Here is a 16,804-nt window from a genome sequence, read left to right as displayed (position 1 = left end):
CGTGCAGACCGCCTTTGTCGGCCTGGGCGCCAACCTGGGCCCGGCCGAGGCCAGCGTGCGCGCGGCCATCGCCGCGCTGGGCGAGGTGACGCAGACCACCCTGGTTGCCGCTTCGCGCCTGTACCGCACGCCGGCCTGGGGCCGCGAGGACCAGCCCGATTTCATCAACGCGGTGGCGCAGTTGCGCACCGCGCTGGCGCCACTGCAGTTGCTGGATGCGTTGCTTGGCATCGAGCAGGCCTTCGGCCGGCAGCGCCAGGCCGGCGAGCGCTGGGGTCCGCGCACGCTGGACCTGGATCTGCTGTTGTACGCCGACCAGGTGATCGACCTGCCGCGCCTGCAGGTCCCGCACCCGCATCTGCAGGCGCGCGCCTTTGCGTTGCTGCCGCTGTCCGAGCTCGCCCCGGAGGCGATCATTCCGGGCCATGGAACAGTGCGACACGCCCTGCAGGCCGTCGATACCTGCGGGCTGGCGCCGATTGGGTAGATAATGGCCGGCTCATCACCCCACGTAATGACCTCATGAGCAGCCATACCGACAGCAAGCCCTGGACCGTGCCCGCCTTGGCGCAGGCCAAGCGCGAGGGTCGAAAACTGGTCATGTTGACCGCCTACGACGCCGGTTTCGCGCGCACCTTCGATGCCAACGGCGTCGACCTGATCCTGGTCGGCGATTCGCTGGGCATGGTGGTGCAGGGGCACGATTCCACCCTGCCGGTGACCACCGCCGACATGGTCTACCACACCGCCGCGGTGGCGCGGGTGCTGGAGCAGGCATTGCTGGTGGCCGATCTGTCGTTCCAGGCCGATGCCACGCCGGAGCGTGCACTGGATGCCGCCACCCGGTTGCTGCAGGCCGGCGCGGAGATGGTCAAGATCGAGGGCGCCGGGCACAAGCTGGAGGTGATCCGCTATCTGGTCGAGCGCGAGATCCCGGTGTGTTCGCACCTGGGGCTGACCCCGCAATCGGTGCTGCGTTTCGGCGGCTACACGGTGCAGGGGCGTGGCGAAGCCGGCGAGCAGTTGCGCCGCGATGCGCAGGCCGTGGTCCAGGCCGGCGCCAGCATGATCGTGCTCGAATGCGTGCCTACGCCGATCGCCGCACAGATCAGTGCCGAGCTGCAGGTGCCCACCATCGGCATCGGCGCCGGCCCCGGCTGCGACGGCCAGGTGCTGGTGATGCACGACATGCTGGGCCTGGACAGCGGCCACCGCCGTCCCAAGTTCGTCAAGGATTTCCTCGCCGAAGGCGGCTCGGTGGCGGGCGCGGTGCGCGCCTACGCGCAGGCCGTGCGCGACGGCAGCTTCCCCGACGCTGCGCATGCGTACGCCGCATGATCCAGACCCTGACCGATCTTCCCACCCTGCGCGCACTGGTCACCGGCTGGAAGCGCGAGGGCTTGCGCGTTGCGCTGGTGCCGACCATGGGCAACCTGCACGCCGGCCACTATTCGCTGGTGATGCTGGCGCGCCAGTACGCCGACCGGGTGGTATCGAGCGTGTTCGTCAACCCGACCCAGTTCGGCCCCAATGAAGATTTTGCCCGTTACCCGCGCACGCCGGAGGCCGACCTGCGCGGCCTGGAAGACGCCGGCTGCGATGCGCTGTGGCTACCCGACGTGGACACCATGTATCCGCTCGGTACCGCACTGGCCACGCCGATCCATGCGCCGGGCGTCAGCGACGTGCTGGAAGGGGTGTGCCGGCCGGGGCATTTCGACGGCGTGTGCACGGTGGTGGCGCGGCTGTTCAACCAGGTGCAGCCGGACGTGGCCGCCTTCGGCAAGAAGGACTACCAGCAGCTGGCGGTGATCCGCCAGATGGTGGCCGACCTGGCGTTTCCGATCGAGATCCTGGGCGGCAGCATCGTGCGCGAGGCCGATGGCCTGGCGATGAGTTCGCGCAACCAGTATCTGACCGCCGACGAACGCCCGCGTTCGACCCAGATCCGCAAGGTGCTGCTGCAGATGCGCGACAGCTACGCCGCCGGCACCCCGCGTGCGCAGGTCGAAGAGGCTGCCACCCAGGCGCTGGAACAGGCCGGTTTCCGCGTCGATTACGCGGTGGTGCGGTTGCCGGACCTGAGCGCGCCGGGCGATGCCCACGCCGGCGCGCGCGTGGCCTTGATCGCCGCCCGCCTGGGCAGCACGCGGCTGATCGACAACCTGGAATTCTGAGCGGTCCCAATGCCGCTGCAGGCGCCGGGTCGGGCAGTGACCGGCGGCGCCTGCGCTTGGGCGTACCGGCGCGTTTGTCCGACGCCGTCCTGAAGCCCTCACCTCCGGTTATGGGGCAGGCCGGTGCGCACGAGCGCTTTCCGCTAAAATGCCGGCTTTCCTTTGCCGTTGCCCGTCATGCACCTGTCCCTGCTGAAAGCCAAGATCCACCGCGCCACCGTCACCCATTCCGAGCTCAATTACGAGGGTTCGATCGCCATCGACGGCCTGCTGCTGGAAGCCACCGGCATCCGTGAGTTCGAACAGGTGCATATCTGGGACGTCACCAACGGTGCGCGTTTCAGCACCTACGCCATCCGTGCCGAGGAAGGCAGCGGCATCATCTCGCTCAACGGCGGCGCGGCGCGCCACGTGCAGGTGGGCGATCTGATCATCGTTGCGGCGTTTGCCAGCATGAGCGAAGCCGAAGCCGAGACCTTCAAGCCCAATCTGGTATATGTGGACGGCAGCAACACGATCTCCCATACCAACCACAGCATTCCCACGCAGGCCGCATGACACAGACCAACGGATTCGACGCGCTTCACGCCCACGCCCAGCGCCTGCGCGGCGCTGCCATCCCCGCATTGCTTGCCGCCGAGCCGCAACGGCCGACGCAGTACGCCAGGCAGGTCGGTCCGTTGTATTTCAATTTCGCGCGGCAGAAGTACGACCGCGCCGCGCTCGATGCCTTGTTCGTCATCGCGCGCGAGCGTGACCTGGCCGGTGCGTTCCAGCGCCTGTTCCGCGGCGAGCAGGTCAATGTCACCGAACAGCGCGCTGCATTGCATACCGCGTTGCGCGGCGACCTGACCGATGCGCCGGTGGCCTCCGACGCGTATGCCACCGCTGCGGAAGTGCGCCAGCGCATGGGCGCGCTGGTCCAGCAGCTGGAAGCCACCGACGTCACCGATATCGTCAGCGTCGGCATCGGCGGCTCGGACCTGGGACCGCGGCTGGTGGCCGATGCCTTGCGTGCGCCGTCGGGTGCGCGGTTTCGCGTGCATTTCGTCTCCAACGTGGATGGCGCGGCGATGCAGCGCACGCTGGCCACGCTGGACCCGGCGCGCACTGCCGGCATCCTGATTTCCAAGACCTTCGGCACCCAGGAAACCCTGCTCAACGGCAGCATCCTGCACGCCTGGCTGGGTGGTAGCGAGCGGCTGTACGCAGTGAGTGCCAATCCCGAGCGCGCCGCCAAGGCCTTCGACATCGCGCCGAGCCGCGTACTGCCGATGTGGGACTGGGTCGGTGGCCGTTACTCGTTGTGGTCGGCGGTGGGTTTCCCGATCGCGCTGGCGATCGGTTTCGACCGTTTCGAACAGTTGCTGGAAGGCGCCGCGCAGTTCGACGCGCATGTCCTCAACACGCCGCTGGAAGAAAACGTCGCCGTGCTGCACGGCCTGACGGCGGTGTGGAACCGCAACCTGCTCGGCAGCGCCACCCATGCGGTGATGACCTACGACCAGCGCCTGGCCCTGCTGCCGGCCTACCTGCAGCAGCTGGTGATGGAAAGCCTGGGCAAGCGGGTCAAGCTGGGCGGTTCTGCCGTGGACAGCGACACCGTGTCGGTGTGGTGGGGCGGTGCCGGTACCGATGTGCAGCACAGCTTCTTCCAGGCGTTGCACCAGGGCACCAGCGTGGTGCCGGCCGATTTCATCGGCACCGTGCACAACGACGATCCGTATGCGGAAAACCATGTCGCGCTGATGGCCAACGTGCTGGCGCAGACCGAAGCGCTGGCCAACGGCCAGGACAGCAGCGATCCGCACCGCAGTTATCCGGGTGGCCGCCCGAGCACGGTGATCCTGCTCGACGCGCTGACCCCGCAAGCGCTGGGCGCGCTGATCTCGATGTACGAGCACAGCGTCTACGTGCAGTCGGTGATGTGGGGCATCAATGCCTTCGACCAGTTTGGTGTGGAGCTGGGCAAGCAGCTGGCCAGCCAGTTGCTGCCGGCATTGAAGGGCGAGGCCGCCGACGTCGCCGACCCGGTGACGCGCGAACTGCTGGCCAGGCTGCGCGGCTGAGCCTGGTGCATCGGCGGCAAGACGACGGGGCCTGCGGGCCCCGTTTTCGTTGTGCGGCGGCCTGTCCGGCATGGGATTGAGCCAAAATAGCCAAATTTCCCAAAATGGGAAGTCGAGCGTAGGCTGTGAGTCACCACCACGTGCAGGACCGTCCCATGCCTGGCCTCCAGGATCTGCCCGAGCTCGAAACATCCCCTGCCGCCGACATCAAGGTGAAGGGCTGGCCCAGCCTGATGCGCAAGGTGCGCTCGCATGGCGCGGTGGTCATCACCAACCATAATCATCCCGAGGCGGTCGTGGTGGATGCGGAGGAGTACCAGCGTCTGGTGAGGCAGGCGAGCGCAGCAACGGCTGCCTCGACGCGGGCGCAATCGTTGCAGGCATTGCAGAGCAAGTTCGATGCGCATCTGGCGGCGATGACCGGGGGCGCAGGCCTGGCCCAGGTGATCGGCAAGCCGGCACGCCGGGGCAGGAAGCTCACCCTGGGCCCGTCGCTCTAGATCGTGGGAAACATCCTGGTGCTGGCCGGCGTCAACGGCGCCGGCAAGAGTTCGTTGCTGGGCAGCCTGCTGCGGGAAGACGGCGCCACCTGGTTCAACCCGCACGCATTCACCCGGGATCTTGTGGAGCAGGGCTGGTCATCCGGAGACGCCAATGCGCAGGCCTGGCAGGAGGGCGTGCGACGGCTGCGCCAGGCCATGGACACTGGCAGCGACTATGCATTCGAAACCACCCTGGGCGCGACGACCATCCCGCGCCTGCTCCGCGAAGCTTGCGCGCAGCACACCGTGGCGATCTGGTTCTGCGGCCTGTCGAGCGTCGAGCTGCATATCGAACGGGTGGCCGCGCGCGTCGCCGCCGGCGGCCATGCCAGCCCCGAGCACAAGGTCCGCGAGCGTTACGATGCCTCGCGCGCCAACCTGATCGCGCTGCTGCCGCATCTGGCGGTGCTGCATGTCTACGACAACAGTGTGCCCGCCGATGCCGAGGGGCAGGTCGCGCCGCTGCTGGTGCTGGAACTGGACCGCAACGGCCTGCAGCACCCGCAAACGCCCGAAGAACTGGCGCAGGTGCCCGATTGGGCCAAGCCCGTCGTGATGGCAGCGCTGGAGGTGCGGCAGTCTTGAGCCGCGCGCTCAAGCACTTGCGGCCTGATCCGCTTCTCGCCGATGCGGCCAGACATCCAGCGACCTCACCCGTAGGAGCGCACCCGGGCGCGACAGGCCGTACCAGCAAGGCTCCTCGCGCCCGGGTGCGCTCCTACCGGCCTTGCGACAGCAGCGAGAACCCTACGCTGCACGTGTCGGCCTCACCCGTAGGAGCGCACCCGGGCGCGACAGGCCGTACCAGCAAAGCTCCTCGCGCCCGGGTGCGCTCCTACCGGCCTTGCGACAGCAGCGNCCTCACCCGTAGGAGCGCACCCGGGCGCGACAGGCCGTACCAGCAAAGCTCCTCGCGCCCGGGTGCGCTCCTACCGGCCTTGCGACAGCAGCGGGAACGCTACGCTGCACGTGTCGGCCTCACCCGTAGGAGCGCACCCGGGCGCGACAGGCCGTACCAGCAAGGCTCCTCGCGCCCGGGTGCGCTCCTACCGGCCTTGCGACAGCAGCGNACCCGTAGGAGCGCACCCGGGCGCGACAGGCCGTACCAGCAAGGCTCCTCGCGCCCGGGTGCGCTCCTACCGGCCTTGCGACAGCAGCGGGAACGCCACGCTGCACGTGTCGGCCTCACCCGTAGGAGCGCACCTGGGCGCGACAGGCCGTACCGGCAAAGCTCCTCGCGCCCGGGTGCGCTCCTACCGGCCTTGCGACAGAGGCTAGAACGCCTGCCGCACGTGTCAGCTGTGGCGTCACGCGGCGCTGCAACTGACACGGCGGCGCCTAGGCCTGGCCCAGCTTCACTGCCACCGGGTCGCCGGTGAGGTAGCCCACCGCCGCGCCGAAGCGGTTCTTGTAGTTGGCGCGCACCAGGGGATCGAGGGTGGCCTTGACGGTGTCGTGCAGCGGGCTTTCCCAGTCGCCGGGGTGCTGGAAATTGCTCATCACGTAGGTCCAGCCGTGGATCTGGTCGACCGCATGCAGACCGGTGGATTCGGCGCCGGCCGGCACCGACAGCAGGCGCGTCAACGCGCCGCTGTCCACGTTGTAGGCCCACAGGAAATTGTTGACGTGCAGGCTGCTGTCTTCGCCGATGAACAAGGTGCGCAGCGCTTCGGAGAACTTGAGGTTGTCCGGGTTGGCCAGGCGCTCCGGGTCGGCCAGGTTGCCCAGCGCGTCGGCCTTGGCCAGGTCGTGGCCGGTGAGCGCGGCCGGTGCGGCCATGTCGATCGGCACCCAGTCGCTATGGATCGGCGCAGCGTGGTGGTCGCGCTGGCCACCGCGCAGGTTCAAGGCGTATACCGCGCCCGCGTCCGGGCCTTCCACCTTCACGTCGCCCGAGCCGTCGCGCATGCTGGTGACGATGTAGGACATCGCCATGTAGGCGACCTTGTCCTTGGCATTGACTGTGGTGCCTTCGAGCTTGGTGAAGCCCAGGCTGCCGCCGGCCAGCGCCGCGTAGCGGTGGGTTTCCAGATACGTGGCGGCCTTTTCCATGCCCGGTTTGATGCGGATCCAGTTGAAGGTGCCGTTGAACGGGATCTTGGTAAACGAGGCATCGCCCGGGTCGCTCAGATGCACGTCGAGGATGTCGGCGGCGGTGAGGCGGTCGGCCATGGCCTGGATCTCGGCACTGGTGGCATGGCCGAGCCTGATCCAGCGCAACGTGGCCGCGCCCGGGCCGATGCCCGAGGTCTGCTGCCACTTGCCCACGTACAGGGTGCCGGCCGACAGGTCCGCCTTGCGGTCGGCGATGAACATGAACAGCCCGCCATTGGTGGCGTCGTCGCCCATGAGCACGGTGCGCTGGTCGGGCATCACCTGCACCAGCTCGTGCGAGATGCGGCCCAGGCAGTAATGCTTGCGCACGCTCCCGGTGCCGTCCGGGTGCACGGTGATTTCCGGCAGATGGCCGTAGTGATACGGATTGGCCTTCTCCGGGTCGCCGTACAGATGCGTGCTGTAGCTGCGGAACTGGGTGTTGCCGGCCAGCGCGGTGGCGTCGGGTTCGTATTCTTCGCTGGACAGGTGGGTATTCCACGGCGACAGGCTGGCGCCGCAGGTGGTCCACAGCCCGTGTACCGGTGCGGTGTCGACGTTGTGGTACTTCACCAGCGACAGCTTGCCGGTGGCCGGGTCCTGATCCAGCGTCAGCACCGCGATCGGCGCGGGCAGGTGGCGATTGGTGTCGTTGCCGGCCTGGTCGCGGGTGGTGTATTCGAACTGCACTACTGCGAACACGTGATTGCCCTTGACCCCGGGCACCTTGGCATCGGGCAGGGTCAGCAGCGAGGAGCCGTCCGGGCAGTCGGAAAAGAACGGCCGTTCGGCACCGGGCTGGGAGCGGTCGATGATCGGCCGGTGCTGGATGTCGTAATAGCCACCGGCCAGCACGGTGCCGCCCTTGCCGTCGGGCACCTGGTCGCCGGTGACGAAGAACGGATGGTAGGCCAGGGCATAGCGCTGGGTGCTGCCGTCGCTGCGCGCCACCGTCAGCGCCGATCCCACCGTGGTGGTGGCCATCGCCGCCGGGTTGGCCAGGCTGGGCGCCGGCATGCCATGGAAGGTGGCCGACACCAGCTGGGTGGGGGTGTCCGACGGCCGCAACGGGCGTGCGGCCAATGCCGCACCGCCGAGATGTTGCAGGGCGGCGGCGCTGACGCTGCCCAGCGGCAACAGCGGGACGGACGCCAGCAGGTGCATCAGGCGGCGGCGGGCGGGATCGGGGGAAGCGGACATCGAAACTCCAGGCAAGGACGACGATCAACGATGGCCGGCGGCGCATCGGCAAGCCGGTCACGCTAGGCTCGGGGTATGACAGTTGTTTGACGGCGAGCTCACCTGTTGGCAGGCATTCGGACAGGGCGCCGCAAGCGAACCCGGCACGACCTGCAGCGGGGAGTCGGGCTGCGCAGTGCGGAGCCGGCCAAGTGGTGCATCGCAGCAAAGTGCGCCGCCATGCAAGCCCAGGCGCCATGCCGGATCTGGCCGTTTCCCGTGGTTTGACGGGTGCTGCCGGTATTCCAAGCCTATAGCCCGGGCCAATAAGTTGCCCGTCGTTTGGCATACGAGCACGCGCGGTTGACAGGGTAGGGGAATCACGCAAGCGTACGCCGCCTAATGGCCTGCGGCGTCACGCATCGCCGTGGGGAGAACCACCTGGAGACCTGGATCTTGGACAAGCTGCTTCGTCGTACCGCCGCGCCTGTCGCGCGTCGTGCCCTCTCTCTGGCTACCGCCGCCGCGGTGCTGATGCTGGCTGCCTGCCAAGGCAAGGACACCGCCGCCGAGGCAAGCAAGACCGCACCGGCCGCCGCGCCCGCTGAAGCGTCCACCGCCATCCATCCCGACCAGTGGCCGTCGCCGAAGTGGCCGTTCGCCCAGGACCAGGCCCTGGAGCAGCGCATCACCGATGTGATGGCAAAGATGAGCGTCGAAGAGAAGGTCGCGCAGACCATCCAGGGCGACATCGCCAGCATGACCCCGGACGACGTGCGCAAGTACCGCATCGGGTCGGTGCTGGCCGGTGGCAACTCCGACCCGGGCGGCAAGTACGACGCCAAGCCGGCCGAGTGGCTGAAGCTGGCCGACGCCTTCTATGAGGCGTCGATGGACACCTCCAAGGGCGGCAATGCGATCCCGATCATCTTCGGCATCGATGCGGTGCACGGCCAGAGCAACATCGTCGGCGCCACGCTGTTCCCGCACAACATTGGCCTGGGCGCCACGCGCAACCCGGAGCTGATCAAGAAGATCGGTGAAGTCACCGCCGCCGAAACCCGCGTCACCGGCATGGAATGGACCTTCGCGCCGACCGTGGCGGTGCCGCAGGACGACCGCTGGGGCCGCAGCTACGAAGGCTATTCCGAGTCGCCGGAGGTGGTGGCCAGCTTCGCCGGCAAGATGGTCGAAGGCGTGCAGGGCGTGCCAGGCACCCCGCAGTTCCTCGACGGCAGCCACGTGATTTCCTCGGTGAAGCATTTCGTCGGCGACGGCGGCACCACCGACGGCAAGGACCAGGGCGATACCAAGGTGTCCGAAGCCACCATGCGCGACATCCACGCGGCCGGTTATCCGCCGGCGATCGCGGCCGGCGCGCAGACGGTGATGGCTTCGTTCAACAGCTTCAACGGCGAGAAGATGCACGGCAACAAGGTCATGCTGACCGACGTGCTCAAGGGCCGCATGAACTTCGGCGGCTTCGTGGTCGGCGACTGGAATGGCCACGGCCAGGTCAAGGGCTGCACCAACGAGAACTGCCCGGCCTCGTTCATCGCCGGCGTCGACATGGCGATGGCCTCCGACAGCTGGAAGGGCATCTACGAGACCGAGCTGGCCGCGGTGAAGTCTGGCCAGATTTCGATGGAGCGCCTGGACGATGCGGTGCGCCGCATCCTGCGCGTCAAGCTGCGCCTGGGCCTGTTCGAAGCCGGCAAGCCGTCCAAGCGCCCGCTCGGCGGCAAGTACGAATTGCTCGGCGCGCCGGAACACCGCGCGATCGCCCGCCAGGCGGTGCGCGAGTCGCTGGTGCTGCTGAAGAACCAGGCCGGCATCCTGCCGCTGGACCCGAAAAAGCGCGTGCTGGTGCTGGGCGACGGCGCCAACGACATGGGCAAGCAGTCCGGCGGCTGGACGCTGAACTGGCAGGGCACCGGCACCAAGCGCAGCGACTACCCCAATGGCAACACCATCTGGGAAGGCCTGGACAAGCAGATCAAGGCCGCCGGCGGTACCGCCGAGCTGGCAGTCGATGGTGCGTACAAGACCAAGCCCGACGTGGCGGTGGTGGTGTTCGGTGAGAACCCGTACGCCGAGTTCCAGGGCGACATCGCCACCCTGCTGTACAAGCCGGGCGACGAGAGCGAGCTGGCGCTGATCAAGAAGCTCAAGGCCGAGGGCATCCCGGTGGTGGCGGTATTCCTGAGCGGGCGCCCGTTGTGGATGAACCAGTACATCAACGTGGCCGATGCCTTCGTCGCCGCCTGGTTGCCGGGTTCGGAAGGCGAGGGCATTGCCGACGTGCTGCTGCGCAAGGCCGATGGCACGGTGCAGAACGACTTCAAGGGCAAGCTGAGCTTCTCCTGGCCCAGGACCGCGGTGCAGTTCGCCAACAACGTCGGGCAGAAGGATTACGACCCGCAGTTCAAGTTCGGCTACGGCCTGACCTACGCCGACAAGGGCGACCTGGCTGCGTTGCCGGAGGAATCGGGCGTGTCCGGCGAGCAGTCGGTGGGCGGGGTGTACTTCGTGCGCGGCAAGCCGGCACTCGGTATTGCGATGCAACTGTCCAATGCCGGCCAGGCCAACATGCCGGCCACCACGCTGCCGGTGGGCCTGTCCGATGGCAGCCTGAAGATGACCGCAGTCGATCACAAGGCGCAGGAAGACGCGCGGCGCCTGGTGTGGTCGGGTGCCAAGGCCTCCAGCGTGTTGCTGGTGTCCGGCAAGCCGGTCGACGTCTCGCGCGAGAGCAACGGCGACGTGCAGTTGCAGCTGACCATGCGCCGCGACGGCGCGGTGACCGGGCCGGTGTGGCTGGGCGTGGGCTGTGGCGACAAGTGCAGCGGCCGCGTCGATGCGCACAAGACCCTGGCCGCACTGCCGCAGGGGCAGTGGAAGGTGGTCGGCGTGCCGTTGAAGTGCTTCGCCGTGGCCGGTGCGGACGTGACCAGGCTGACCCAGGTCGCCAGCATCGAAAGCGCTGCGGCACTGGATCTGTCCGTATCGAAGATCGCGCTGGGCGCGCTCAACGAAGCCGACGTCACGCTCGACTGCCCGGTCAAGTAAGCAGCACACCCGCGGGCGCGCCTGCGGGTGTGCCCAGGTAATCAGGACACACGCGTCGCCGGCCTCGGCGACGTGCTACAGCGGCCACCCTCAGCGGTGGTGTCATCAGCCGCCGCGGGACGCGCGCGTCGATCGGCCGGGAAGGCCTGCAGCTGCGGTTCGCCGCGCTGCCGCCATGCACGCGGTGCGGGCGGCGGCAATCTGCAGACCTGTCCGGTCCACGACGCACCGCCCAGAGCCAGACAGGAGAGTGCAGTGGGTTTGGCGACGTTGGATATCGTGATCGTGCTGGTCTATCTGACCGGCATCTTCGTGCTTGCGCAGTGGGTCTCGCGCGAGAAGGCAGGCCACAGCAAGAGCGCGGAGGATTATTTCCTGGCGAGCAAGTCGTTGCCGTGGTGGGCGATCGGCGCCTCGCTGATTGCCGCCAACATCTCGGCCGAACAGATCATCGGCATGGCCGGTTCCGGCTATGCGATCGGTCTGGCGATCGCCTCCTACGAATGGATGGCGGCGCTGACGCTGCTGATCGTCGGCAAGTTCTTCCTGCCGATCTTCCTGCGCAATGGCATCTACACCATGCCGCAGTTCCTGGAACAGCGCTACGGCAAGTGGATCCGCACGCTGATGGCGGTGTTCTGGCTGCTGCTGTACGTGTTCGTCAACCTGACCTCGATCCTGTGGCTGGGCTCGATCGCGGTCAGCCAGGTCACCGGCATGGACCAGACCCTGGCGCTGGCGCTGATCGGCGTGTTCGCGCTGGTCTACCAGCTGTATGGCGGGCTGAAGGCGGTGGCCTTGACCGATATCGTGCAGGTCACCCTGCTGGTGCTGGGCGGCCTGCTGGTGGCCGGGCTGACCCTGGCACGGATCGGCGATGGCGCCGGCGTGCTGGCCGGCTTCAAGCACCTGTGGAGTGCGCATCCGGAGCACTTCCAGATGATCCTGAGCAAGGACAACCCGTTCTACAAGGACCTGCCCGGCCTGAGCGTGCTGCTGGGCGGCCTGTGGGTGATGAACATCAGCTACTGGGGATTCAACCAGTACATCATCCAGCGCGCACTGGCGGCCAAGAATATCGGCGAGGCGCAGAAGGGCATGGTGTTTGCCGCGTTCCTGAAGCTGCTGATGCCGCTGGTGATCGTGGTGCCGGGCATTGCCGCGGTGGTGCTGGCGCCGGACCTGGCCAAGCCCGACCAGGCCTATCCGACCATGATGCAGCTGTTGCCGACCGGCATCCTGGGCCTGGTGTTCGCCGCGCTGGTGGCGGCGATCGTGGCCTCGCTGGCCTCCAAGATCAATTCGGTGGCGACGATCTTCACGCTGGACTTCTACGCCAAGTTCCGGCCGCAGACCGAGCAGAAGCAGCTGGTGCGTGTGGGCCGCATCGTGGCCATCGTGGCGGTGGTCATCGGCATCCTCACCGCGCGGCCGTTGCTGGGCAACTTCGACCAGGGTTTCCAGTTCATCCAGGAATTCACCGGCTTCTTCACTCCGGGCGTGGTGGTGATCTTCATGCTCGGCCTGTTCTGGAAGCGTGCCAACGAAGCCGGCGCGCTGACCGCGGCGATCGGCTCGGTAGTGCTGTCGTTCGCGCTCAAGTTCGCCTGGCCGGAACTGCCGTTCATGGACCGCATCGGCGTGGTGTTCGTGGCGGCGCTGGTGCTGGCGGTGCTGGTGTCGTTGCTGACCGCACCCACCCAGGCACGCGACCTGATCCGTACCGACGACGTGGCCTACGGCACCACGCTGGGCTTCAAGATCGGTGCGGTCGGGGTGGTGGCGATCCTGGTCGTGCTGTACGCGGTGTTCTGGTAATCGATCGGACCGCACGCTGAGATCAGCCGTGCATATGCGGCGCGACACGCAGGTGTCGCGCCGCAGTGCGTTTGGGCGTTGTGCGGTTGCCGCCTACACGCGCGCTGCGGCCAGGCTCGCAGCGAGCAGGTCGACCGGTGCTTCGAGCTGCGCGTGCCACGGCGTCTGCAGCCAGGTTTCCAGTGCGGCCGCCGGCATCGGTTTGGCGATCCAGTAACCCTGGCCTTCGTCGCAGCCCCAGGCGCGCAACTGCGTGTAGGCCTCCGCCGATTCGATGCCCTCGGCGACCACGCGCTGGCCCAGGCTATGGCCGAGCTGGATCATCGCCGGTACCAGGGTGCGGTCGGTGCGGTTGTCCGGCAGCGAGCGGATGAAGGACTGATCGATCTTCAACGAGCTGGCCGGTAGCTGCTTGAGATAGCTGAAATTGCTGTAGCCGGTGCCGAAGTCGTCGATGGCGATGTGCACGCCCAGCGCCGCGATGGCCGCCAGTTGCTCGGCCAGATGCTCGGGGTGGCGGATCATCGCGCTTTCGGTGAATTCGATCTCCAGCCGGCGCGGATCCAGCTTGTGGCGCTCCAGGCCACGCCGCAGCAAGCCGACGAATCCGGGCCGGTCCAGGTCGGCGGCCGACACGTTCAAGGCCAGATTGAAGTCCAGGCCCTGTTGCTGCCAGCGCGCGGCCTGGGCGATGCCGTTGTCGATCACCCAGGCGGTGATACGGTTGATCAACGCGGTTTTCTCGGCCATCGGCACGAAGTCGGCGGGCATCACCGGGCCGATCATCGGATGCTGCCAGCGCAGCAGCGCTTCCACCCCGACGCAGCGGTGATCGTGCAGGTCCACGCGCGGCTGGTAGTGCAGACGCAGCTGGCTGGAACTGTCCAGCGCCGCGGGCAGGGCCGCCAGCAGGCGGAAGGTATTGCGCTGGGCCACGTCGTGCTTGCGCTCGTACATGCTCCAGGGCGCGCCGCGCTCGCGCGAGATGTCCACCGAGGTGGTCAGCGAACGGATGGTGTCGGCCGCGCCATAGCTGGTCTGCAGCGAGACCGCGCCGATCGAGGCCACCGGGGTATGCGGAATGCCCTGGTGTTCCAGCGGCTCGGCAAAGGCCTTGGAAACCTTGCTGCACAGCGTGGACAACCGCTGCGTCTCGACCTGCGCCAGGAAGGCGAAGGTGGTCGGGTCGAGCCGATACAGCGCGGTGCCGGAGGGCAGATAGGCCGCCAGACGGCGCTGCGCGAGCGCCACGTAACCGTCGGCATAATCCCAGCCCAGCGCCTTGACCATTTCGCGGAAGTAATCGCTGCCGCAGATGTCCACCGCCATTGCGGTGGTGGCCGGGGCGCTGTCGCGTTGCGACAGCCAGGCATCCAGGTCTTCGGCAAAGCGCGACCGATTGGGCAGCCCGGTCGGACCATCGCGGTAGGTGGTACTGCGCAGGTTTTCCACCCGCAGCACCGCCAGGTCGCGCAGGCCTTCCAGTTGGGTGAGTGCTTCGGCGTCCAGGCCCGGGCGCGGGCTGGTCCCGATCACGCACAAGGTGCCGATGCGGTGGCCGTCGCGCAGCGTCAGCGGTGCGCCGGCATAGAAGCGGATGAAGGGCGGTCCCAGCACCAGCGGGTTGTCGCAAAAGCGCGGATCCAGTTGTGCGTCGGGCACCACCATCACCTCGGGTGCGCGGATTGCATGCGCGCAGAACGCCTGGTCGCGCGGGGTTTGCTGCGGTTCCAGGCCGACGCGGGCCTTGAACCACTGACGATGCTCGTCCACCAGCGACACCAGCGCGATTTCCGCGCCCAGGTTGCGGGCAGCCATGGCGGCAATGGTCTCGAACACCGGATCGGGCGGCGAGTCCAGCAGGCACAGGCCACGCAGGACGGCCAGCCGGGTCGACTCGTCGACCGTGGGCGTAGGGAAGGGTTGGGCGGGAGCGAGCGCGGAATGCATGTGCTCCTATCGGCCTGAAGCGCAATCCCTTGATCTACGGCGCCGGGCGCCGTTCAGTTGGACGGGTCAGGCGGCGGCCGCCGCGGCTGAAGCGCCGCAGCGAGGGGCGCGACTGCCGCGACAGGAGCGCGAAGCGCGAAGCACCAGGCCGTCGATCGCGCCGACTGCTGCGTCATGGGCAATGTGCGAATACGGCCTGCCCCTCCGACGCATCGGGAACACGGCGGCTAAATATTGGCGGCGCCTTGCCGATCCCTGATGGTGCACCTGCCGCGCCGACCCGCGACAAGGTAGTCGTTCAGAGACCTGGTTTCATGGATGTCCCGTTGTGTGACGCGAGTTGCATCGGCAGGAGGTGAAGATTGACACAGTGTTCACGCGCGCTGTGAATCTCGCCATCGCCCGCCATCCTCCTTTCTGCCTGGAAACCGCTCGTGAAATCAACGCTGTCCCGTGTTGCCCGCCGCACGCTGTTGGTCGTTGCAGGCCTGGCTTTGTCGTCCGCTGCGCACGCGGGGCTATCGGTCTCCGGTACCCAGTTGCGTGAGTCCAATGGCAACACCGTGGTGTTGCGTGGCGTCAACCTGCCGCACGCCTGGTACGCAAACCGTACCGATGCGGCCCTGGCAGCCATTGCCGCCACCGGCGCCAACAGCGTGCGGGTGGTGCTCAGTTCCGGCTACCGCTGGAACCGTACGCCTGAAGCAGAGGTGGCGCGCATCATCGCGCGCTGCAAGAGCCTGGGCTTGATCGCGGTACTGGAAGTGCACGACACCACCGGCTATGGCGAAGACGGCGCTGCTGCCGGCCTGGCGCATGCCACGGCCTACTGGACCAGCATCCGCAAGGCGCTGATCGGCAACGAAGACTACGTCATCATCAACGTCGGCAACGAGCCGTTCGGCAACCAGTTGAGCGCCAGCGAATGGGTCAACGGCCATGCAACCGCGATCGCCGCACTGCGCAAGGCCGGGCTGACCCACGCACTGATGGTGGATGCGCCGAACTGGGGCCAGGACTGGAAGTTCTACATGCGCGACAACGCGGCCGCGTTGCTGGCGCGCGACAGCCGCCGCAACCTGATCTTCAGCGTGCACATGTACGAAGTGTTCGGCAGCGATGCGACGGTCAACACGTATCTGCGTGCCTTCCGCGATAAAAAGCTGGCGCTGGTGATCGGCGAGTTCGGTGGGGACCATCGCGGTGCGCAGGTGGACGAAGCGGCGATCATGCGCCGCGCCCGCGAGCACAAGGTCGGCTATCTTGGCTGGTCATGGTCGGGCAACGACAGCAGCACCAAATCGCTGGACATCGCGATCGGCTGGAACGCCACGCGCCTGAGCACCTGGGGCCGCAGCTTGATCCTGGGCGCCGACGGCATCACCGCGACCTCGCGCAGGGCGAGTGTGTTCGGCCCGCGTTGAGATTGAAGCTCCACAATCGGTAGAGCGGTCGATCTGGCGCTTGGTTGCAGGCCCTTGCCCGGCCACGTTGGCGGGACAGGCCGTGAATCTGTCCATGGAGGCTCTTACGCGGCATCCATGCCGCGTAAGGTCCCGCGACGGTGAGCAGGCAAGGACCTGTCGAGATGGTCGGTGTGCATGGTAAGAGCGGTGTTGGATGCGTCGTTCGCTCATGACGTATCGGCTCCATGTCTGATGGGCGCCGCACGACAGACAGCTCCCACAAGAGCGCCGACCAACTGTTTGGTGCGGTGAGGGCGCCGCGCCCTCGACGCTGCGCGTTGGCTGCAGGGCCCTTGCCCGCCCACCATCGCGGGACACGCCGCAAGTACGTCCATGTAGGCTCCGGCGCGGCATCCATGCCGCTCAGGNCCGCGACGGTGAGCGGGCAAGGACCAGTTGAGATGGTCGGTGTGCACGGTAAGAGCGGTGCTGGATGCGTC

At 67.3% G+C, this 16,804-nt stretch carries 12 protein-coding genes; 10 read left to right on the top strand and 2 right to left on the bottom strand.

What is annotated here, in order from left to right:
• Position 1 precedes the first annotated feature (1 nt).
• The 7 genes from folK (at position 2) to C0541_RS20895 (ending at position 5,373) form a co-directional block, all read left to right on the top strand.
• Positions 2-487 (top strand): 2-amino-4-hydroxy-6-hydroxymethyldihydropteridine diphosphokinase, encoded by a 486-nt coding sequence (folK, locus tag C0541_RS12170; RefSeq protein WP_115048680.1) that lies wholly within the window; start codon positions 2-4, stop codon positions 485-487.
• Positions 488-522: 35 nt separating this feature from the next.
• Positions 523-1,338, top strand: a complete 816-nt coding sequence (panB, locus tag C0541_RS12165; protein WP_115048678.1) for a 3-methyl-2-oxobutanoate hydroxymethyltransferase — start codon at positions 523-525, stop codon at positions 1,336-1,338.
• Positions 1,335-2,177: a pantoate--beta-alanine ligase gene (gene panC / locus C0541_RS12160; RefSeq protein ID WP_115048676.1), complete on the top strand. Its 843-nt coding sequence runs from the start codon at positions 1,335-1,337 to the stop codon at positions 2,175-2,177. The genes panB and panC overlap by 4 nt, the downstream gene beginning before the upstream one ends.
• A gap of 177 nt (positions 2,178-2,354) precedes the next feature.
• A complete protein-coding gene (gene panD, locus C0541_RS12155) occupies positions 2,355-2,735 on the top strand; it encodes an aspartate 1-decarboxylase (RefSeq protein WP_115048674.1) in 381 nt (126 codons plus the stop codon).
• Positions 2,732-4,246 carry a glucose-6-phosphate isomerase gene (pgi, locus tag C0541_RS12150; protein WP_115048673.1) on the top strand — a complete coding sequence of 505 codons (1,515 nt, stop codon included), beginning with the start codon at positions 2,732-2,734 and terminating at the stop codon, positions 4,244-4,246. Before panD ends, pgi begins: the two co-directional genes overlap by 4 nt.
• A gap of 155 nt (positions 4,247-4,401) precedes the next feature.
• Entirely contained in the window at positions 4,402-4,746 is a 345-nt protein-coding gene (locus C0541_RS12145) for a type II toxin-antitoxin system Phd/YefM family antitoxin (protein WP_115048671.1), read from the top strand.
• Positions 4,747-4,749: 3 nt separating this feature from the next.
• Positions 4,750-5,373 carry a hypothetical protein gene (locus tag C0541_RS20895; protein ID WP_161960032.1) on the top strand — a complete coding sequence of 208 codons (624 nt, stop codon included), beginning with the start codon at positions 4,750-4,752 and terminating at the stop codon, positions 5,371-5,373.
• Between the two features lie 753 nt (positions 5,374-6,126).
• Here the strand turns inward: C0541_RS20895 and C0541_RS12120 are convergent.
• The gene (locus C0541_RS12120; RefSeq protein WP_115048666.1) at positions 6,127-8,082 is read right to left on the bottom strand and encodes a PhoX family protein; all 1,956 of its coding nucleotides are present in this window, start codon (positions 8,080-8,082) and stop codon (positions 6,127-6,129) included.
• Between the two features lie 435 nt (positions 8,083-8,517).
• Here C0541_RS12120 and C0541_RS12115 point away from each other — a divergent pair, with 435 nt between their 5' ends.
• A complete protein-coding gene (locus C0541_RS12115) occupies positions 8,518-11,130 on the top strand; it encodes a glycoside hydrolase family 3 protein (RefSeq protein WP_115050284.1) in 2,613 nt (870 codons plus the stop codon).
• 255 nt (positions 11,131-11,385) lie between these two features.
• Complete coding sequence (locus C0541_RS12105) at positions 11,386-12,948, top strand: sodium/sugar symporter (RefSeq protein WP_115048664.1); 1,563 nt, start codon at positions 11,386-11,388, stop codon at positions 12,946-12,948.
• A gap of 93 nt (positions 12,949-13,041) precedes the next feature.
• On the opposite strand, the gene C0541_RS12100 is transcribed toward C0541_RS12105, so the two are convergent.
• Positions 13,042-14,898, bottom strand: coding sequence for a putative bifunctional diguanylate cyclase/phosphodiesterase (locus C0541_RS12100; RefSeq protein WP_115048662.1), 1,857 nt, complete (start codon positions 14,896-14,898; stop codon positions 13,042-13,044).
• A 434-nt stretch (positions 14,899-15,332) separates the two neighbouring features.
• On the opposite strand from C0541_RS12100, the gene C0541_RS12095 reads away from it, so the two are divergent.
• Positions 15,333-16,322 carry a glycoside hydrolase family 5 protein gene (locus C0541_RS12095; RefSeq protein ID WP_115048660.1) on the top strand — a complete coding sequence of 330 codons (990 nt, stop codon included), beginning with the start codon at positions 15,333-15,335 and terminating at the stop codon, positions 16,320-16,322.
• Positions 16,323-16,804 lie beyond the last annotated feature (482 nt).

This window comes from Xanthomonas arboricola, from assembly GCF_003353015.1.
Classification (GTDB): domain Bacteria; phylum Pseudomonadota; class Gammaproteobacteria; order Xanthomonadales; family Xanthomonadaceae; genus Xanthomonas; species Xanthomonas arboricola_E.
This window is presented reverse-complemented; position numbering and strand designations above follow the sequence as displayed.